Below are 19,876 nucleotides of genomic sequence, written 5' to 3'. Positions count from 1 at the left end.
CACGAAAAAGGGTGTGGTAAAGAGACAAGAACAGGGTGCAATTTTGATTGATTTTCATATATATGAAAGCCCTCAAAATCTAAGGTAGATTTTGAGGGCTTTTGGTCTGAGTCAAATACCTAATTATCTAAGATCAAGTATTCGCTAAAGTGAATCTATGGACTCTATCCCCATATTGAACAGAGTAAATGCATAAATATCAGTAGTGAGATCGATCGCTTTACTCAACGGCATTCCGGCACCATGGCCTGCATTGACATCAATACGAATCATGACGGGCGCACTGCCTTTATGCTTATCTTGCAATTCAGCAATAAACTTATAAGAGTGCGCTGGTACTACGCGGTCGTCGTGATCTGCGGTCGTCACCAGAGTCGCTGGATAGTCTGTGCCATGTACTACATTGTGAACGGGTGAGTAACCAAGCAAGTATTCAAACATCTCTTTGTTTTGCGCTGATGTACCGTAGTCGTACGCCCAGCCTTCACCAGACGTGAAGGTGTGGTAACGCAGCATATCTAGCACCCCAACAGCAGGCAGAGCCACTTGGAAAAGCTCAGGCCTTTGTGTCATACAAGCACCCACCAGCAAACCACCGTTAGAACCGCCGCGAATCGCCAGCTTGTCGCGGCTGGTGTACTTTTCTGCGATTAAGAACTCGGCTGCGGCAATGAAGTCGTCAAACACATTCTGCTTTTGCTGCTGAGTGCCAGCTTTGTGCCACGCCTTGCCGTATTCGCCACCACCACGTAAGTTCGGCACTGCATACACACCTCCCAATTCCAACCAACTGCCCACCGTACCCGAGAAAGAAGGCGTTAGGCTCACGTTAAAGCCGCCATAGGCGTACAACATAGTTGGATTATTACCATCTAACACTAATCCCTTTTTATAAGAGATAAGCATAGGTACCTGAGTGCCATCCTTCGAGGTATAGAAGACTTGTTTAGACTCAAACTTGTCCGATTCAAACGGAGACTCAGAGCTTTGGTAGATTTCAGAGCTGCCTGATTCAACATCAAAAGAGAAAATCGTTGGCGGCGTTACATAGTTGGTAAAGGTGTAATAAAGCTGAGTTTGCTCTTTTTTTCCACCTAAGCCGCTGGTCGTTCCGAGACCTGGTAAGTGGATTTCACGAACGATGTTTCCTTGGTAATCCAACTGCTCAATCTTAGACACCACATCCACCATGTAATGTGCAAATAAGTAACCGCCACCTGCGCTGATATCTAATGGTTGTGGTTTTTCGGAAATGATATCAAGCCACTGTTTACTGCGATTATCAAAGCTCACCACCTTGCCGTTCGGCGCATCGAGATTGGTATACAGAATAAAGACTTCATCTCGATTATCTATGAGGTAAGTGTCGCTATCAACATGATCAATCAGCGTGTTCAGTGATTGTTCCTGTGAGTTTAAATCGATATAGAACAGGCGATTTCCCGACGTCGACTCTTGCCCTAGAATGATCAAATAGCGGTCGTCTTCGGTGGTGTAACCCGAAACATAGCGATGTTGCTCAGTACTATTTTCACCAAAAATCACTTTGTCGCTGGCTTGCTCGGTACCCAATTCATGAAAATACAGCTTATGTTGATCAGTACGAGCTGAAAGCTGACTACCGTCTGGTTTATCGTAGCTAGAGTAATAAAAGCCACGATTACCCAACCAAGAAATACCGGTAAATTTAGCGTCTGTGATTTCGGCTTCAAGCTGCTTTTTAGTCTCAGTATCAATCACAAAGATCTTACGCCAGTCACTACCACCCTCTGAAATGCTGTATGCCACTAGGCTGTAATCTTTAGAAAACGACACCGAACCCAGAGATGTAGTGCCATCTTCCGAGAAAGTGTTCGGATCTAGGAATACTTCCATCGGCTGACCTTCTTTCTGACGATAGAGAATACTGTGATTCTGCAAGCCATCGTTCTTATAGAAGTAGGTGTAATCTCCTCGTACAAACGGCTGCGAGCTCTTTTTATAGTCTTGCGCTTTCGCCAGCCTTTCTCGCAATTCAGCGCGATACGGAATTTGAGCAAGGTAATCGAACGTGATTTCATTTTGACTCTCCACCCATTGGGCGGTTTCATCACTTCTGTCGTCTTCTAACCAACGATACGGGTCTTCGATTATCTGGCTAAAATAGTCATCGCTGACGATCTGTTTGTTGGTGATTGGATATTGATACTCTTTTAAATAGCTCATCGTGATCCTTATTAAAAATAATGTGAAATCGTCAGGTAACGTGTTCTGATGTGTTCAATCAATAACTTAATCTTGTTCGGTGGCTGGCGCGTAAAGGGGTACACCGCATAGATACCGAGCTTCTTGCCAACTAAATCTGGAAAGATATCCACCAACTGCCCATTTCTAATATCGTGATACACCAGACAACGCGGCACGTACGCAACACCATGACCGCCCAACGCGGCTTTACGCAGTGCTGTCGCGTTATCGGTAGAAAAAGAGCCTGAAACACGCACTATGTATTTGTCGTTATCAGTAAAGCCATCTTTACTATGTAGAAATTGCCACTCACTAGCGCCCGTTGTTTGATAAGCGTATTGCAGGCAGTTGTGATCCACCAAATCTTTGGGCTGCATCGGCTTACCGTTTTTGGCGATATAAGATGGAGAAGCACACACCACCCATTGCGAATCAAGGATATGACGAGCAATTAAACTGGAATCTTCCAAATAACCGGTTCGAATGACCAAGTCGAGACCATCCTCAACCAAATCGACAAAGCGATTGTTTAGAGACATATCGACCGTTAAACCTGGGTGCATATTACAAAACTCGGCAACAGCGTCTGCAAGAATCAAATCCCCCGAGATAGTAGGCACTGACATTTTGATATGACCACTGACATTTTCACCAAAGCCTGAAACTGCGTCCATAGCCTCTTGAGCCGCCTGCTTCACATTTTTGGCGCTATGTAGCATTGCCTTACCTGCCTCGGTAAGCGTCAATTTACGCGTGGTTCGATACAATAATTGCACGCCAATCTCTTCTTCCAAACGTGCAATTCTTTTACTAACTACCGAATTTGTAAGGTTATTTTGCTCTGCAACCTTACTAAAACTGCCCAATTCTACGACCTGTGAAAACAGGATCAAATCGTCTGCTCGCATCTGATTATGCCAATTTTGGAATTAATTATTTTCATTATTTCCCTATATCAATAAAAAATAAAGGGGTAAATTCACGCCAAATTAACAAAACAATTACAAAAACAGCTTTTGCAATCACATCGATTACAAATAAAGCGACTCTAATTACAACAACTGAATCCTCGAGATTCAGATTACACCTACAAAACTAATAACGTGTTATTCACTTCAAACATGAACGTTTGAAAACAAGTACGAGGAAGTACCCATGAGTGAAACCCTACTAGCTCTATTGGCCTTTTCGCCAATAGTTGTTGCAGCTATTCTGCTGGTTGGCCTTAACTGGCCAGCAAAAAAAGCGATGCCAGTGGCATTTGCATTAACCGTTGCTATCGCCCTATTTGCTTGGGATATGTCTAGCACTCGCGTCTTAGCTTCAGTATTCCAAGGCTTCGGCATAACCGTGTCGGTTCTCTGGATTGTGTTTGGCGCCATCTTCTTATTAAACACTTTGAAACACACCGGAGCTATCACCACCATCCGTAACGGCTTTACTGACATATCAGCAGACCGTCGTGTACAAGCGATCATCATCGCTTGGTGTTTTGGTTCATTCATTGAAGGTGCATCTGGCTTCGGTACACCCGCTGCAATCGCCGCTCCATTGTTGGTTGCCATCGGCTTCCCAGCATTAGCCGCGGTACTGATGGGTATGATGATTCAATCTACGCCAGTATCATTCGGCGCGGTTGGTACACCTATCATTGTTGGCGTAAACAAAGGTTTGGATACGCACAACATTGGTGAAAGCCTGATTGCAAATGGTTCAACATGGGACGCTTATCTACAGCAAATTACGTCAAGTGTAGCGATCATCCACGCCTGCGTTGGTGTGATGATTCCTGTATTGATGGCGATGATGCTGACTCGCTTCTTCGGTAAGAACAAGAGCTGGACTGAAGGTCTTGATATCCTACCGTTCGCACTGTTCGCAGGTGCCGCTTTCACCATTCCTTACGCATTAACAGGTGTTTTCCTTGGCGCTGAATTCCCATCACTAATTGGTGGTTTGGTTGGCCTTGCAATTGTTGTAACGGCAGCAAAACGTGGCTTCCTAGTACCTAAATCAAAATGGGATTTTGAAAGCGAAGATAAATGGCCAGCAGAATGGCTAGGTTCTTTGAAGATCGATTTAGACGACAACAAAGATCATAAAAAGATGAGCATGGCGATGGCATGGGCACCTTACGTGCTGCTCGCTGTCACTCTAGTTGCTAGCCGTGTGAGCCCTGAGTTCAAAGGCCTGCTTAAGAGCGTTAGCCTTTCGTTCAGCAACATCCTAGGCGAGACAGGCGTAAGCACTGCGATTCAACCTCTGTATCTACCTGGCGGTATCTTGGTATTCGTCGCACTGGTTGCTGTTCTCATGCAATCACGCAGCACAACACCACTAGCTAAAGCTTTTGGTGAGTCGAGCAAGACTCTGATTGGCGCAGGCTTTGTACTGGTGTTCACCATCCCAATGGTGCGTATCTTCATTAACTCTGGTGTTAACGGCGCTGATTTAGCAAGTATGCCAGTAACCACTGCAAACTTTGCAGCTGACCTAGTTGGCGGCGCATTCCCAGCGTTAAGCGCAACAGTTGGTGCGTTAGGTGCCTTCATTGCAGGTTCGAACACCGTTTCAAACATGATGTTCAGCCAGTTCCAATTCGAAGTAGCACAAACACTGTCTATCTCTAGTGCTGTGGTTGTTGCTCTGCAAGCCGTTGGTGCTGCAGCAGGTAACATGATTGCGATTCACAACGTGGTAGCCGCATCGGCAACCGTAGGCTTGTTAGGACGCGAAGGCGCAACACTACGTAAGACTATCATCCCAACGTTCTACTACTTAGTAATGACAGGAATCATCGGCCTAGTGGTTATCTACGGCTTCAAAATGACAGACGCACTTATGTAAACCATAAGTCGTTACAAAAGCACTTGGCGTTAATACTCAATTCCCCGACTGCAACACCGTCTAATAAGACAGTTGATGAGTTTCGGAATGGATACTAAAACACATCAACACCCTCGGGTATTAACGCCACTTTATCAAGAATAACAAGCAGCCCAAGCCAAGCTCTCACAGAAGGGCAACATCCCAAGAATTTAGGACTGAAATTATGATCATATCCGCATCGACTGATTACCGCGCCGCAGCAAAAGCAAAATTACCACCGTTTCTTTTTCACTACATTGACGGCGGTTCTTACGGAGAACATACCCTACGCCGCAACACGGCCGATCTTGCAGAGATCGCGCTCAAGCAGCGTGTACTTAATGACATGTCGGACCTAAATTTAGAAACCGAATTGTTCGGCGAAAAGCTGGCGATGCCGATTGCATTAGCTCCGGTTGGCCTAACGGGTATGTACGCACGACGTGGCGAAGTCCAAGCAGCAAAAGCAGCCGACAACAAGGGCATCCCTTTTACGATGTCGACCGTATCGGTATGCCCAATCGAAGAAGTCGCACCTAAGATTGAACGCCCAATGTGGTTCCAGCTTTACGTGTTAAAAGATCGCGGCTTCATGAAGAACGTATTGGAACGTGCAAAAGCGGCTGGCGTGACAACACTGGTCTTTACGGTAGACATGCCTGTACCCGGCGCTCGCTACCGTGACATGCACTCAGGAATGAGTGGCCCAAATGCAGCAATACGCCGCGTATTTCAATCTATGCGTCATCCTAGCTGGGCCGTTGATGTTGGCCTGTTAGGTAAACCGCACGACCTTGGCAATATCTCTACTTACCGAGGTTCTCCAACTAAACTGGAAGACTACATCGGTTGGTTGGGTGACAACTTCGACCCATCTATTTCATGGAAAGACCTAGAGTGGATCCGTGACTTCTGGGACGGCCCGATGGTCATCAAAGGCATTCTTGATGAAGAAGATGCAAAAGACGCCGTGAGATTTGGCGCAGACGGTATCGTAGTTTCAAACCACGGTGGTCGTCAGCTTGATGGCGTTCTATCAAGTGCTAAAGCATTACCTGCAATTGCAGATGCAGTAAAAGGCGACACTAAGATTTTGGTCGATTCTGGTATTCGTACTGGCTTAGATGTAGTTCGTATGATGGCGATGGGCGCAGACTGCACCCTACTTGGCCGTTCTTTCGTCTACGCATTAGCAGCACAAGGACAAGCAGGCGTTGAGAACCTACTCGACCTGTACGACAAAGAGATGCGTGTTGCGATGACTCTAACTGGCGCTAAGACAATCAAAGACTTAACCCGTGAATCATTGGTAGGGCTAGATTAAGCCGCCACGATTCTGATTTAGATTCAAACTAATGCTTTGGTCTACTTCGACTGAAGTTCAATCGGTGTCACAGCAATTCCACTGCCGTTGTGACACCGTTTAAAAACAAATCAGTGCCAAATAAGAAGCACAAGGAAGCAAAGATGGAGACAAACACATCCCATGAGCGAGTAATAGACGCACAAGCTTATCAGCAGCTTGAGGCGATACTGGCTCAAAAAATAGAAACGGAACGCATTGTCACTCAAGAGGCAAAGCGCTTGGCTTACGGCACCGATGCGAGTTTTTATCGCTTGGTGCCGAAAATGGTTCTAAGGCTCAAAAACTTAGAAGAAGTCATATTCACCATTCAAAGCTGTCGCGAGCTGGGCATTCATTTTACCTTTCGCGCCGCGGGCACTAGCCTTTCAGGGCAAGCCGTTTCAGACTCGGTACTCATCACTCTAACCGACGACTGGCGAGGCCACGAGATTGTCGATAACGGCAATCAGATCATTCTTCAGCCCGGTGTGATTGGCGCAGATGCCAACAAATACCTTGCCCCTTTCCAACGTAAAATCGGCCCAGATCCAGCTTCAATCAATACTTGTAAAATCGGTGGTATAGCGGCGAATAACGCCAGTGGCATGTGTTGTGGTACTGCGCAAAACTCTTATCGCACCGTCGAGAGCATGAAAATCGTATTGAGTGATGGTTCCCTACTTGATACAGCAGATAACGCCAGCGTCGAGGCGTTCAAGCAATCACACAAAGCGCTATTTGAAGGCATTGTTGATTTACACAGACAGACTAGCTCGAATCAAGAACTGGCAGACAGAATCCGCCACAAGTACCGCCTCAAAAATACCACTGGCTACGCGCTTAATGCATTGGTCGATTACCACGACCCAATTGAGATCATCAAACACCTGATGATTGGCTCAGAAGGCACGCTAGGCTTCATCGCAGAGATCACCTACAACACGGTTATCGAACACCCAAACAAAGCTTCGGCCCTCTTGGTGTTTGCCGACATCGAACAAGCAAGTAAAGCCGTTACTACGCTATCAAAAACACCCGTTGCTGCCGTTGAATTGATGGATGGCAGAGCACTGCGTTCAGTGGCTGATAAACCGGGTATGCCTGCATTTATGCCAAGCTTGGATCTAGAAGCTGCGGCTATTTTGGTTGAATCACACGCCAGCTCCCAGCAGGACTTAGATTTACAATGTAAATCAATTTTGGACGCATTAACTGAATACACGATTGTTGAATCGATGCCTTTCACTTCCGATCCAAAGACAGTCGCGACTCTGTGGGGCATTCGAAAAGGCATGTTCCCAGCAGTTGGCGCCGTGCGTGAAGTCGGTACGACCGTTATCATTGAAGACGTGGCTTTCCCTGTCGAAAACCTCGCTAATGGTATTCGAGAGCTGCAAGAGTTGTTCGACAAATACGACTACAGCGAAGCGATCATTTTTGGTCACGCCCTCGAAGGCAACCTGCACTTTGTGTTTACCCAAGGCTTCGATAGCCAAGAAGAGATCGACCGTTACGGCGGATTCATGGATGACGTTGCCGAGCTAGTCGCTGTGAAATACCAAGGCTCTTTGAAAGCGGAACACGGTACGGGCCGTAACATGGCACCTTATGTAGAATTGGAATGGGGCAAAGATGGCTATGCCTTAATGCAACAGATCAAAGCACTGTTCGATCCAGAAAGGCTACTCAACCCCGGCGTTATCATCAACGACAATCCAAATTCCCACATCACAGACCTAAAGCCGATGCCTGCAGCTGATGACCTTGTCGACCGCTGTATCGAATGTGGATTCTGTGAGCCTGTGTGTCCGTCTCGTACGCTGACTCTATCACCTCGCCAACGTATTGTTTTATATCGCGAGCTACAACGCCGTCGTGCGGCAGGAGAAGAGATAGAAGCAAGCGAGCTAGAGAAGACGTTTGAATACCAAGGTATTGATACCTGCGCCGCAACAGGCCTGTGTGCCGAGCGTTGCCCTGTAGGCATCAACACTGGCGATTTAGTGAAGAAGCTTCGTATCGCTAAATATGAAAAGTTCACTCCAATTGCTAAGTGGACAGCAGATCACTTCTCGACCACCACCAAGCTGACCAAGGCTGGCCTCAAAACCAACCAAGTGGCGAGCAAAGTACTAGGCGCAAATACCGTCGGCAAGCTAACCAACGGCCTACGCTCAATGACTAAAGGCGCGACACCCGTTTGGATGCCTGAGATGCCGCAATCCAATAGCCACTCGCTAGTCTCATCACCAGTGACGGCAGAATCCTCAAGCAATCATAAGAAGGTGGTCTACCTCCCTTCATGTGCGAGTCGCACCATGGGACAGCAGAGTGATGCGGGCGACCAACGCCCTCTTACTGAAGTGACCATGTCTTTGCTTAACAAAGCCGGATTTGAGGTTATTCTTCCGAAGAAGCTCGATGACCAATGTTGTGGTATGCCTTATGACAGCAAAGGCATGACCGACTTAGCTCAATCGAAGGCTCAGCAGTTGGAAGAAGTGCTATGGCAAGCCAGTCGTCAAGGTGAATACCCAGTACTAATGGACACCAGCCCGTGTGCCAAACGCAGTATTGAGCAATTCACCAAGCCACTAGAGGTGCTAGAGCCGACAGGGTTTGTGAACAAATATTTGCTTGAACATCTAACATTTGAGCCACTTAAAGAGACAGTGATGCTGCATGTCACTTGTAGCTCTCGCCGAATGGGTTTAGAAGGTGCAATGTTAAACCTTGCTAAAGCCTGTACCGAAGAAGTGATTGTTCCAGAGCATATTCAATGTTGTGGTTGGGCGGGTGATAAAGGCTTTACCACACCAGAGCTGAATGAGGCGGCAGTACATCCACTCAAAGAACAAGTGCCGAGCAACTGCACTCGCGGATTCAGCAACAGCCGAACCTGTGAGATTGGTTTATCACATCACAGTGGCATTCCGTATCAATCAATCTTGTACTTGGTTGACGAAGTGGCGCAATAGCTTCGCGCTTACTCCGAGCGATGCGCTCTAGCTTAAAACAAAAAATGGCAGCCCAATCAGGCTGCCATTTCTTTATTCGTTTGATAAAACGTTATTTAGCTAGTTGTTACGAGCTGACAGTTAGAGAGATAAGCTCATCAACTCCTCTGGTGAGTAGTGTTCTGCTTCTGCACCTTTGGCGATTAAGTCGATCACTTTGAATTCGATCATGTCACCAAACTCTTTAGTTAAGTAGTCACGAAACGCTTTCTCGTTCGGCCATTTACCTCTTACGATATAGCCATCTTCTTTGTCAAAGTCTTCCGTTTCAAAGAAGGAAAAATCGGTCATACCAATATTGTGGCAATACAAAACGAGATACATGTTGAATCCTTTACACTTAACTAGGGTCTGTTTAACTTTCGAGCAGCGCTAAAAGCGCTTCCAAAAAGCAGGCCTAAGATTACAACATAAATACTAAATCGAATACCCAATCCAATCACCCGTCGAAAACTTAAGCAACCGACTCTTTTCGTTAATCATCAAACATCATATTAATGGCCACACCTAATAAAATCAGCCCAACAATTGGGCCCATTACTGCTAATGGTGCGCGCTCAATGTATGGCAGGTTCTCTGCAATCATCAAACCCCACTCAGGTTCAGGTGGTTTGGCCCCTAACCCGATGAAGCTCAGCGAGGTCAGGCTCAGTGTTATCACCGGCAGCCTCAACATCGCGTGTCTTAGCAACGGTGGCAATACGTAAGGCAACAGATAAAAACGGAAGATTCTCAGCTTGCTCGTGCCCCACAGCGGCGCGAGATGAGTATAAGGCTGAGCCTTTGCTTCCACTATCAAGCTTGAGCAATGAGCCGCCAATGGCGCCCAAGATACCAATACTATCGCGATTAATGCGCTGTTCGGATTCATACCCGTTAAGCCCGCAACTAGCAACCCTGCAATGATGTAAGGGATACCCTTAGTTATCTCGATAAGACCTTGGCTAAAGCGGGTATTGAAACCCATGATAATGCCTGTCACCAAACTCAAAAACGTCGCCAACATACCGGCTTGGAAGGTCGAAACCATACCTGAACCGATTCTCGCTAACAGATCTCGACCAATGCCATCCGCACCCAATGGAGCTTGCCAACTTGGATCCGCTAAGCGAGCAAATTGACTGGTATATGGGTCACGAAATGCTGCCCAAACTACGATAGTAATTAGGAACGAGAAGATCGCAAAAGCAGTAACACGTTTAGCTCGGCTCTGCGTAAAACGAAACGAAGAGTGACTACTGATGAGCTTACCGCTTTTCAGGCTGTGACTAAGAATCAACTGCTGAACAAACAAGCTCATGCTGCTCACGGCAATCGAAAACAGCAGCAATACTAATAAGCCGCCTTGCAGCATAGGTAGATCTTGCGCCTTAGCAGCACCAAGAATCATGCGTCCGATACCCGGAATCGAGAAGATAAGCTCAACCGCGACCGCACCACCCGTTAAGCCAATAACGATCATTGCAATTTGTGGGATCAGGCTGCTTAGCGCTCTTTTCATCGCAAAGCGAATAATTTGGTTGGAGTGAACGTTGGCACTGAGCCAAGTGATCACCCAAGGTTCATTTAAAACGCGTTGTAAACTGTCTCTGAGTAGGCGACTAAACAAGCCACTGGCAGGTAGGGCGAGCGCTAAACTTGGTAGCCAAATATCTTGCCAACTTTGCCAACCATACGGCGGCAGCCAACCTAACCAGATAGAGAACACCAGTATCAATACCGAGGCAACAACGTACTCTGGTAAGGATATTAATACGGTGCTTAAACTGCTGTAACTCTGCCCTAGTTTGCCCTTCTTCCAACTGCGCAAGGTAGCCAGTAAGCCTGCACCGCACAGTACGAAAGTCATCACCAATGCGCTAGACATCAGAAACAAAGACGTAGACGCTGTCTTTTGAATGCCTAATGCAACCGAAGATCCATCGATCCATGACTTACCTAAGTCACCCGAAAAGGCACTTCCTACCCAGTCGATCAGGCGCTCGCTTGCCGAACGGTCAAGCTGAAGATCAGCACGTACCGCCGCTAAAGCTTCAGGCGTAAGCAGGTGTTGTTGCCCCGCTCTCGCACGCAGGATGGATTGGCTTGGGTCGATGCCTGCAATGTCAGGCATCAAGCCAACAAGAATCACCACCACGATCAGTGAGGCGATTCTTGATAGCCAAGGCGTCAAGATAAATAAGGTTCGACGCAGAGTTTCAGCAGATAGCATTTATTTAGTTAACCTGTGTTGCCGCGTTAACTTGTGTCGTTTGATCAACCAAGCGACGTTCACTTGGGTCACGAACTACATTGCTTACACGCTCGCTCTCACCTTGAATCACACGTTCGTGAAGCAGTGGAATAGCAGCGAAGTCGTTCAGGATTTTTTGCTCAGCTTCGATGATCGCTTGCTGACGCAGTGCACCTAGTGGTTGCAGATCAGCGTAAGTCAGTGCTTGGTCTACTTCTTGAGAACAGAATTGACCAAGGTTGAATGAACCCTTACAGCCAAAGTCACTCATCATGTAAGCCACTGGGTCACCAGAATCTAGAACGGTTGCACGAGAAAGGATGAACGCATCGAACTTGCCTGACAGTGCATCGTTTTCAATCTGAGCGTATTCACGAATATCCAGCTCAACTTTGAAACCAGCCGCTTCAAGTTGCTGTTTAAGCAGCGCTGCCACTTCTGGAAGCTCAGCTCGGTCGGTAAAGGTACCGATAACAATGCTTTCACCGTTTGCTTTTAGCGTTTTGTCGATTGCTTGGCCTTCAGGTCGGAGCGGCTCAGCCCAAGCAAGTGCAGGACCTAATAGGCCTTGCGCGATATCCGCGTGGTTTTCATAAACGGTATTCACGATTTGTTCACGGTCTACCGCAGCAGCCGCTACTTTACGTAAGTTAATATCGCTAAATACACCCGACTTGTTGTTTAGGTAAAGCGTATTGGTACGAGGCATTGCTACTTCGTAAAGCAGGTCAGGATCAATGGTCGCGATTTGTGAAACTGGCACCGCTTCAACGATGTCTGCCGTGCCTGTTCTTAGAGCTGCAGCGCGCGCAAAACCGTTAGGAACGTATTCAGCAATCACAGATTCAACTTGCGCTTTTTCACCCCAGTAGCCATCGAAACGTTTTAGTTTCGCGCTAGTTGTGCCGTTGATTTCAGTCAACTCAAACGGACCTGTACCTGCACCCATTGGACTAACTCGACCATCTTCTTGGTACGCGCTTGCTGCAAGAATCGCTAATTGAGGGCTTGATAAACGACTTGGTAGAAGAGGGTCATCAAAGCTGGTTTTGATCTCTACGCGGTAGTTGTCCATTGCTTTCACTTCTAGCTCTACGCCATCTAGGATGCGTGGCTTAGGTGCCGCTTCCAACGCTTTCTGTAGTGAGTTCACAACAGACTCTGCCGTTAATGTAGAGCCATCGTGGAATTTAACACCTTGGCGAACCGTGAATTGCCAAGTCAGTGGATCAACGTGTTTCCAATCTGTTGCCAGCATTGGCTCAGCTTCTGAAGTTGGGCTCAGGTTAACTAGCGTTTCAGCCGTGCTCCAACGCGATAGTTTGAACGCGTCATCAGAAAGTGGTGATAGACCTGTTCTTGGTGGCTGCATCATCGCAACACGAATTTCAGATTTGACCGCCGCATCGCTCGACTCTGGTTGAGAGTCAAAACAGCCCGTCAAAGGCAGAGCCAGCGCTAGAGCGCAGGCTAGTTTGATTGAATTAAAACGCATAGTTATTTTTCTCTGTAAGCTGTGCTTCGTTAATAAGCTGTATTTTGTTAATAAGCTGTATTTCGTAATAAATAAGGTTGTATTAACAAGTAGATTTCGAAAGTGGCTGAGATTGAATCAGCAACTGAGTAGCAGGATGAGCAGGTACGCTCATCACTTGAGGTGTCGGTCCATGCTCCACCATCTCGCCATGGTCAAGAACCAGAACTTCTTCACAAAGCGCCTTTGCTGCGCCTAAATCGTGTGTCACCAAAACGATGCGCATATCGCGCTTCTTTTTCAATGAATTGAGTAAATCTAACAGCCTTTGACGGTTCACCGGGTCAAGGCTGGCGGTCGGTTCATCGGCTACCAACACTGCGGGTCTAACGACAAGCGCCCGAGCAATGGCCACACGTTGAGCTTGGCCTGTAGAAAGCTGATTAGGTTTCAGTGATAACAAAGTGGCAGGTAAGCCCACATCCAACAGCGTCTCTTCAATAATGCTTTCATGGTTGCCAGAAACATCTAAGTTGCTTAGCGGCTCGGCTAAGATCTGTCGAACGGTATAGTAAGGATTAAGGCTAGTGTGTGGCTCTTGAGGCACCAATTGAATCAAGCGACACACTGCGGCTTGCGCTTTGCTATTACGAATCGGCAGCAAATGACCAAACAAACTGATTTGGCCAACAGTCGGCTCTTTAAGGCCAAACAGCAGTTCAATCAGCGTTGATTTACCGGCACCAGAACGTCCAACAATAGCTAGGCTTTTGTCTTCAACATCGAGGTCGATGTTCTGTAGTGCTTTGAACGCCTTACCACCCAACCAACTTGGTATTGAGTAGTAATGCACACCGACATTCTCGAACTTAATCTCAATCGGTGTTTGTGTTTCTGAATCTATCACTGGCATTAACGGCGAGACTTCTGAATTTAATGATAAGGTCGAGCTCATGCGATTAGGTCTCTCAATGAACAGCAGAAAGCGTGAGAGCTCGATTCAAGCGCGTGTTTTGGTGCGCCATAAGCCACCACTCCGCCATCATCGATCACCAATAACTTGTCACACGCGAGCGCGCTGTGCAGGTCATGAGTGATAAGCAGGCCACCAATTTGTCGCTGTTTAACATTGTTGCGAATCAGCTTAAGTATCTCTTGCTCTGTCACGGGGTCTAACGCACTGGTTGGTTCATCTGCAATGATGATATCGGCGTTACTCAGCAACCCAATCGCAATGCACACTCGTTGACGTTGCCCTCCAGAGATTTGACTCGGGTATAACGGCAAGATGGTTTCTGGATTAGGGAAACCGAGTTGTACTAGCAATTCGGTGAGCTTGGTTTTGTCTTGCGATTTAAGCTTAGTGCGAGTGCCTGTCAATGCCAAACTGAGTTGGCCTTCAATGGAAACGAGAGGGTTCAATGCTTGAAGGGCGTCTTGGAAGATAACCGCAGGTCGTTGTGCTGCGGTTCTTTGCAGCATAGGCAAACCACATACCGCTTCACCAGACAGAGAAATATGACCTTCAACCTCAACCGTTTCCGGCAGAAAACCTGCAATCGCGCGTGAAAGCATCGACTTACCAATGCCTGATGGGCCCATGATCGCCAGCAGCTCACCTCGATACACATCGAAGTGGATATCTTGGAAAAGTGTTCTCGAAGAGGTTTTGATCGTTAATCGGTCAACAGACAAAAGTGGGGCGTTCACGCAAGTACTCATAAGTAGATGTTATAACATAACAACTCTATCATTAAGCCTGTATGATGAAAAGTGAACATTGAACCGGATCGCAAAAAATTGCCTGTGAAACCATCTATGGTCACAATCCGTTAGGTACAAAAAGCGCCTAACTACAAGAAACAGTCAGGCGCTTTCGTAATGATTCTATATGACCTCAGCTTTGTGGTCGCTGTTATTACTTATGTCATTGGAAGGCATTTCCGCTTAACTTGAGCGATGAACGGATACAAGAAGGCAATACGCCCAAGATAGAACAAAGTAAACGCCAACCACAGACCATGATTGCCCCACAAATCGACCGAAAACGCCTGTACAGCCAAGAATACCGTCAAGGTAGCGATGCTAGAGTCTCGAACCGGACGTGTAGTTCCTGTTCCAGTAAAGATGCCGTAAACCGTTAAACCAAAGCCAGCCACCAGCGGGAACACAATCAACCACGGTGCCATCTCTTGGTACAGAGTGACTAGCGCTGGAATATCAGTAAACAAGAAAACAATGCTGTCTTTAAATACCAAGGTCAAAAACGTCAGTGCGACAATAAAACCGGCCGTCCATTGAAAATTGAGTCTTAATACACGATCCAACATCGAAGCATTTTTCTGACCAACCGCTTTACCCGCAAACACACTCGATGCATTGGCAATACCATCAAACATGTAACTCACAATAAAGGTTACTTGCATCAAGATTGCGTTAGCAGCCAGAACATCGGTACCCAACTTTGAGCCTGTGCGCGCCATCATGTTAAAAAATACTAAGATACAGATCGTGCGTAACAGTAGGTCAGTATTTGATGAGATGATTGTCGAAAGGTCTTTCTTGGTCATCTTCGAGCCTTGCAGGAACTCAGAGATCGAGATGTTGCTGGTCTTCATCACCAGCGTCATACCAATCACAAAGGTGGTGATTTGTGCAATCAAACTTGCGTATGCCACACCGGCGACACCCAAGTCGAAATAAAGCACGAACACCGCATCTAAAACAATGTTCAACACGTTACCAAACACTTGTGTGTAAAGGACTTCTTTGACTTTCGCCTGCCCCATTAACCAACCAATAATGGTGTAGTTAAGCAGAACAAAAGGTGCGCCATAAATCAAAACACTAAAATAGATGTGCGCGTGCTCGGCCACATTGGCTTCAGGCTCTATCACCCACATTGCGCCTTGCCAGATGAGCGGTTGTATCAAGATAAAGATCAAACCCACCAAACCAGACAGCACAAACGGACGCATCAAGCTACCCGCTAAATCAGAGCGACTGCCCTTACCCAATGCCATCGCACTTTGCCCGGTCGTACTGACACGGAAAAAGCCAAACAACCAATACATGGTGTTCATAATGATGGTGCCAATCGCCACACCACCGATCAGTTCAGCGATGCCAAGCTGACCAATCACGGCGGTATCCACCGCGCCAAGCAGAGGCTGAGTCACCGTTGAGATGATGAAAGGGAAAGCGATTTTTAGATAATCTTTGTGGGTAATGGTCATATTCTAGCGAGTGATATTAAGAACTATTTGCAATTAGAACGGGATGCTATCGTTTAATCCGTACGTTGTCATCATTTACTGGGGTAAATTATCAACAAAGCACCTTTATCTTAGTTCACCTGCATAGAATCGTTAGCTGCCATTAGTTGTGCTAATTTTTCTCAACAAAAGAGCAAAGTCTGGTTCAAGAAAACAGCACAACCATCGATTAAGTGAATTTACGCTAGCGAGCCAAATAGGTAGCTTTAGGTCGGTTAGTAGAAGCTCACCGGAAGATAAAAATCGAGTTCAAAAACTTCATCACTGTTGAGAAAATGATTCTGATGATAGTGCACATACGCAGGAGTAGAGCGCTGTTTAAAGCCAGACGTAGGTAGCCACTTTTCTAACACCATACTAATCTGTGGTAGCAGTTCACCATAGCGGCCATTAAGTCGAAAAACGGCATGCAAACCACCTGGAATCACCATCTGATTCACAACACTGCGATACTTAATCGGTTCATCGATCGTAATACATGCCACATAACGACACTGATCCATTTCGACCCAGGCAGGGTTAGAGTGATGCAAGCCGAACTGACTCGAAAAATCACGCTGTTCAGAGTTCGCCCACGCTTTCAGTATCAACCAAGCATTGCGAATAGAGCGGTTGTAGCCCATATGTCGAACGTAGGCAGCCATGCGCTCAGGCACTTCAACGATCTTCGGTTCAGGTAACACTCTCTGCGCCACATTCAAATAGCCCGCCGCCACTTCAGGATCTTTCAGATAGGGTTTTTCAGCTATTTGTAAGTCGTGTTTACGCCATTCACCCGGCGACATATTAAAAGTCGCCTTAAATGCTCGACTGAACGAAGACACCGAACTAAAGCCACACTTGTTGGCAATTTCTACCACTGACGACGTGGTATCAAACATCAATTGATTAGCCGCATACTCCATTCGGGTACGTCGAATGTATTGGTGCAGCGACTCCCCCACAACACTTTTGAAAGTACGATGAAAATGCTGTTCGGAATAAGCTGCGATCTCAGAGAGCGCTTTGGCCGACAAAGGCTGACTGATGTCTTGGTGAATATAGAACAGAACATCATTGATTCTAGATATGTGTTGTCGCGACATCGTTTAAATAGCATAAATGGACATGTTTATAAGCATAAATGGACACGCTGTTTTTTACAATTGCCGTGTAATATCAAACCATAAAATAAAAACGAAAATGACGAGACACAACAAATGGAAATCGCACAATCACTGCAACAAATTCAGTCTTCTTACATTCGAGAAATTCTCGCGGCCGCAAGCGATCCAAATGTCATTTCATTGGCCGGTGGTTTGCCAGATGAGAAAACGTTCCCTATTGATTTAATGAAGCCAACGTTAGAAGACCTAGCGAACATGCCGGAAGTTTTCCAATATGGGTCGACTGCTGGTTATGGCCCTTTGCTTGAGCACCTAACGCAAAGCTACCAATTGCCAGAGTCACACACGGCAATGATTTGTACTGGCTCTCAGCAAGGTTTGGATTTGATTGCGCGTGCGTATGTCGACCCAGGTGATGTGGTTGTGATGGAAGCGCCAAGCTACTTAGGTGCGATGCAGGTGTTTGGCCTCGTTCAAGCAAAAATTGCGACCGTGTCTCAAACAGAATTTGGCCCGAACCTAGACGAACTGGAAACGTGCTTTGCACAGCAATCACCCAAGATGTTCTATGCTGTGCCTGATTTCCACAACCCAACAGGGGTGTGCTGGGCAACAGAAACTCGTCAAAAAGTAGCTGAGCTGTGTATCAAATACAACGTGGCATTCATTGAAGATGCACCATACCGTGAGCTACGTTTCACAGGTACAGAACTGCCGTTAGTTTCTTCGTTCTGCCCTGACAACTCTATCGTTCTTCGTTCATTCTCTAAAATTGCATCGCCAGGTTTACGTATTGGTGCGGTAACAGGTAAGCGCAGCTACCTTGAGCCACTGATCAAAGTGAAACAAGGCGCTGACTTACACTCAAGTGTACCTATGCAAGCGCTGCTTGTCGGTCTTCTGAAACATGAAGACTTCAACGTACATATGGAAAACATTCGCACACTGTACAAGTCTCGTTATGAAGTGTTATTTTCAGAACTAGAAAAAAAACTGCCTGCAGATTGCGTGTTAAAAGACGTAGATGGCGGGATGTTCATTTGGGTTGAAATCCCAGACTGCGACACCTTCGAACTGGCTAAAACTCTGCTTTCGAATGGCGTGGCAGTTGTGCCAAGCCCAGTATTCTATCCAAAGGCCGATGAAGCAAAAGCAGCGCTACGCCTAAACTTCACCAATGCAAATCCAGAAGAATTAACCGAAGCGGTGAAACGCTTAGCAGAAGTACTTAACCAAGCATGATCTTGATTGTACAGACAGCTTGGATTATTGATTGATAAGCTTATTACGGTTCAAGCAATAACGATTCAGCCAGTGTTAATTCTCAACTCAGAGACTTAACACTGGCTGATTTCGTATAGGAATAAGGACCCAAGATGATTAGAATTGAAAAATTAGCCGACAGACATATCGAGGCAATAAAATCGATTCAACTAGCTCCAGAACAAGTTAAGTTTGCAGGTACAGCGGAAGAGTTTTTAGCAGAAGCTAGCGATACTACCCACCTACATGTCATCAGATTAGACAATGACATCGTCGGCTTTTTCAAAATCGACACGGATTACGCATCTAACTATGACTTTTGCCCGAACACCGCCATCGGCCTAAGAACTTTTGTCATAGACCAAAGCCAACAAGGAAAAGGGATTGGTACACGCGCTGTGCGAGCATTAGTACTGTACATCGCCATACACTACAGCGGCTACCACTCTATTTATCTTACCGTAAACTGTAAGAATCCAGCGGCCAAGGTTTGTTATCAGAAAGGTGGGTTCCAAGATTCGGAAGTACTCTATCTTGGAGGGGCTGCTGGTCCTCAATATGTTATGTTTAATCACATTCGTTAGGCAAAATGGAAAAATCAAATGGAAGTGACCGTTGGCAACAGCCCAGATCTCATACGTAAGGCGCAATTCATTCGCAATCAAGTATTTGTTGTAGAGCAAGCTATCCCTGAAGTTTTAGACCTCGATGGCCTAGATCCAATATCGCATCACGTCTTAGTCACCGATGCTGAAAATCTGGTAGCAACCGCTCGCTTATATATTGATGACTGCGGACACGCCATTATGGCTCGTGTTGCCGTCTTGCAATCGTATCGAGGTTTAGGTATTGCTTCTAAAATGGTAGCCGCACTTCTAGAACATGCGACTCAACAGGGTGCCAAAGTCATTGAAATTCACGCCCATCAATACTTAAAGAATTACTACGAAAAATTTGGCTTTGAGTTTATCCGTGAAGTAGAAATCGTTGGAGAACACCAACTCATAGAAATGAGGTACTACATAAATTCAAAGCGTAACGTTCAATGAACCTCAAATACCTCAAGCCA

The 19,876-nt window shown here is 46.4% G+C and carries 15 protein-coding genes; 6 read left to right on the top strand and 9 right to left on the bottom strand.

All coding sequences use genetic code 11. The annotated features are described in order from the left end of the window. Window positions 1-144: 144 nt before the first annotated feature. Both IQO02_RS19180 and IQO02_RS19175 read right to left on the bottom strand, forming a co-directional pair. Window positions 145-2,205 (bottom strand): prolyl oligopeptidase family serine peptidase, encoded by a 2,061-nt coding sequence (locus tag IQO02_RS19180; RefSeq protein WP_016792730.1) that lies wholly within the window; start codon window positions 2,203-2,205, stop codon window positions 145-147. 11 nt (window positions 2,206-2,216) lie between these two features. Then, a complete protein-coding gene (locus IQO02_RS19175; protein ID WP_016766934.1) occupies window positions 2,217-3,134 on the bottom strand; it encodes a LysR family transcriptional regulator in 918 nt (305 codons plus the stop codon). Window positions 3,135-3,381: 247 nt separating this feature from the next. Here IQO02_RS19175 and IQO02_RS19170 point away from each other — a divergent pair, with 247 nt between their 5' ends. From IQO02_RS19170 to IQO02_RS19160, 3 genes are all read left to right on the top strand, one after another. Next, window positions 3,382-5,073 carry an L-lactate permease gene (locus IQO02_RS19170; RefSeq protein WP_010432612.1) on the top strand — a complete coding sequence of 564 codons (1,692 nt, stop codon included), beginning with the start codon at window positions 3,382-3,384 and terminating at the stop codon, window positions 5,071-5,073. A 205-nt stretch (window positions 5,074-5,278) separates the two neighbouring features. Continuing rightward, complete coding sequence (lldD, locus tag IQO02_RS19165) at window positions 5,279-6,418, top strand: FMN-dependent L-lactate dehydrogenase LldD (RefSeq protein WP_010432610.1); 1,140 nt, start codon at window positions 5,279-5,281, stop codon at window positions 6,416-6,418. A gap of 143 nt (window positions 6,419-6,561) precedes the next feature. Beyond that, on the top strand, window positions 6,562-9,417 hold the full coding sequence (locus IQO02_RS19160) for an FAD-binding and (Fe-S)-binding domain-containing protein (RefSeq protein WP_102282608.1): 2,856 nt from the start codon (window positions 6,562-6,564) through the stop codon (window positions 9,415-9,417). Window positions 9,418-9,537: 120 nt separating this feature from the next. Here the strand turns inward: IQO02_RS19160 and IQO02_RS19155 are convergent, their stop codons facing one another. From IQO02_RS19155 to IQO02_RS19125, 7 genes are all read right to left on the bottom strand, one after another. Further along, the gene (locus IQO02_RS19155; protein ID WP_010432606.1) at window positions 9,538-9,780 is read right to left on the bottom strand and encodes a hypothetical protein; all 243 of its coding nucleotides are present in this window, start codon (window positions 9,778-9,780) and stop codon (window positions 9,538-9,540) included. Between the two features lie 151 nt (window positions 9,781-9,931). Beyond that, complete coding sequence (locus IQO02_RS19150) at window positions 9,932-11,668, bottom strand: ABC transporter permease subunit (RefSeq protein ID WP_102282609.1); 1,737 nt, start codon at window positions 11,666-11,668, stop codon at window positions 9,932-9,934. 4 nt (window positions 11,669-11,672) lie between these two features. Continuing rightward, window positions 11,673-13,184 carry an ABC transporter substrate-binding protein gene (locus IQO02_RS19145; protein WP_102306099.1) on the bottom strand — a complete coding sequence of 504 codons (1,512 nt, stop codon included), beginning with the start codon at window positions 13,182-13,184 and terminating at the stop codon, window positions 11,673-11,675. 82 nt (window positions 13,185-13,266) lie between these two features. After that, window positions 13,267-14,118, bottom strand: a complete 852-nt coding sequence (locus IQO02_RS19140; RefSeq protein WP_016799191.1) for an ABC transporter ATP-binding protein — start codon at window positions 14,116-14,118, stop codon at window positions 13,267-13,269. Then, complete coding sequence (locus tag IQO02_RS19135) at window positions 14,115-14,873, bottom strand: ATP-binding cassette domain-containing protein (RefSeq protein WP_081276176.1); 759 nt, start codon at window positions 14,871-14,873, stop codon at window positions 14,115-14,117. The genes IQO02_RS19140 and IQO02_RS19135 overlap by 4 nt, the downstream gene beginning before the upstream one ends. Before the next feature lie 212 nt (window positions 14,874-15,085). After that, the gene (locus IQO02_RS19130; RefSeq protein WP_102282611.1) at window positions 15,086-16,399 is read right to left on the bottom strand and encodes an MATE family efflux transporter; all 1,314 of its coding nucleotides are present in this window, start codon (window positions 16,397-16,399) and stop codon (window positions 15,086-15,088) included. A gap of 254 nt (window positions 16,400-16,653) precedes the next feature. Then, window positions 16,654-17,523: an AraC family transcriptional regulator gene (locus IQO02_RS19125; protein ID WP_016766925.1), complete on the bottom strand. Its 870-nt coding sequence runs from the start codon at window positions 17,521-17,523 to the stop codon at window positions 16,654-16,656. A 114-nt stretch (window positions 17,524-17,637) separates the two neighbouring features. Here IQO02_RS19125 and IQO02_RS19120 point away from each other — a divergent pair, with 114 nt between their 5' ends. The 3 genes from IQO02_RS19120 to IQO02_RS19110 all read left to right on the top strand — a co-directional run bounded on the left by IQO02_RS19120 (window position 17,638) and on the right by IQO02_RS19110 (window position 19,856). Continuing rightward, window positions 17,638-18,786: a PLP-dependent aminotransferase family protein gene (locus IQO02_RS19120; protein ID WP_016790023.1), complete on the top strand. Its 1,149-nt coding sequence runs from the start codon at window positions 17,638-17,640 to the stop codon at window positions 18,784-18,786. Between the two features lie 134 nt (window positions 18,787-18,920). Beyond that, window positions 18,921-19,391: a GNAT family N-acetyltransferase gene (locus IQO02_RS19115; RefSeq protein ID WP_016790022.1), complete on the top strand. Its 471-nt coding sequence runs from the start codon at window positions 18,921-18,923 to the stop codon at window positions 19,389-19,391. An 18-nt stretch (window positions 19,392-19,409) separates the two neighbouring features. Beyond that, the gene (locus tag IQO02_RS19110) at window positions 19,410-19,856 is read left to right on the top strand and encodes a GNAT family N-acetyltransferase (protein ID WP_016766922.1); all 447 of its coding nucleotides are present in this window, start codon (window positions 19,410-19,412) and stop codon (window positions 19,854-19,856) included. Window positions 19,857-19,876 lie beyond the last annotated feature (20 nt).

This window comes from Vibrio sp. OPT24 (assembly GCF_015163545.1).
Classification (GTDB): domain Bacteria; phylum Pseudomonadota; class Gammaproteobacteria; order Enterobacterales; family Vibrionaceae; genus Vibrio; species Vibrio cyclitrophicus.
This window is presented reverse-complemented; position numbering and strand designations above follow the sequence as displayed.

Excerpts from the sequence above, each read along its gene's own strand:
- IQO02_RS19180 (WP_016792730.1), bottom strand. The coding sequence starts at position 2,205 with ATGAGCTATTTAAAAGAGTATCAATATCCAATCACCAACAAACAGATC.
- IQO02_RS19170 (WP_010432612.1), top strand. The coding sequence starts at position 3,382 with ATGAGTGAAACCCTACTAGCTCTATTGGCCTTTTCGCCAATAGTTGTT.
- lldD (WP_010432610.1), top strand. The coding sequence starts at position 5,279 with ATGATCATATCCGCATCGACTGATTACCGCGCCGCAGCAAAAGCAAAA.
- IQO02_RS19140 (WP_016799191.1), bottom strand. The coding sequence starts at position 14,118 with ATGAGCTCGACCTTATCATTAAATTCAGAAGTCTCGCCGTTAATGCCA.
- IQO02_RS19115 (WP_016790022.1), top strand. The coding sequence starts at position 18,921 with ATGATTAGAATTGAAAAATTAGCCGACAGACATATCGAGGCAATAAAA.
- IQO02_RS19145 (WP_102306099.1), bottom strand. The coding sequence starts at position 13,184 with ATGCGTTTTAATTCAATCAAACTAGCCTGCGCTCTAGCGCTGGCTCTG.
- IQO02_RS19160 (WP_102282608.1), top strand. The coding sequence starts at position 6,562 with ATGGAGACAAACACATCCCATGAGCGAGTAATAGACGCACAAGCTTAT.
- IQO02_RS19110 (WP_016766922.1), top strand. The coding sequence starts at position 19,410 with ATGGAAGTGACCGTTGGCAACAGCCCAGATCTCATACGTAAGGCGCAA.
- IQO02_RS19130 (WP_102282611.1), bottom strand. The coding sequence starts at position 16,399 with ATGACCATTACCCACAAAGATTATCTAAAAATCGCTTTCCCTTTCATC.
- IQO02_RS19125 (WP_016766925.1), bottom strand. The coding sequence starts at position 17,523 with ATGTCGCGACAACACATATCTAGAATCAATGATGTTCTGTTCTATATT.
- IQO02_RS19155 (WP_010432606.1), bottom strand. The coding sequence starts at position 9,780 with ATGTATCTCGTTTTGTATTGCCACAATATTGGTATGACCGATTTTTCC.
- IQO02_RS19150 (WP_102282609.1), bottom strand. The coding sequence starts at position 11,668 with ATGCTATCTGCTGAAACTCTGCGTCGAACCTTATTTATCTTGACGCCT.
- IQO02_RS19175 (WP_016766934.1), bottom strand. The coding sequence starts at position 3,134 with ATGCGAGCAGACGATTTGATCCTGTTTTCACAGGTCGTAGAATTGGGC.
- IQO02_RS19120 (WP_016790023.1), top strand. The coding sequence starts at position 17,638 with ATGGAAATCGCACAATCACTGCAACAAATTCAGTCTTCTTACATTCGA.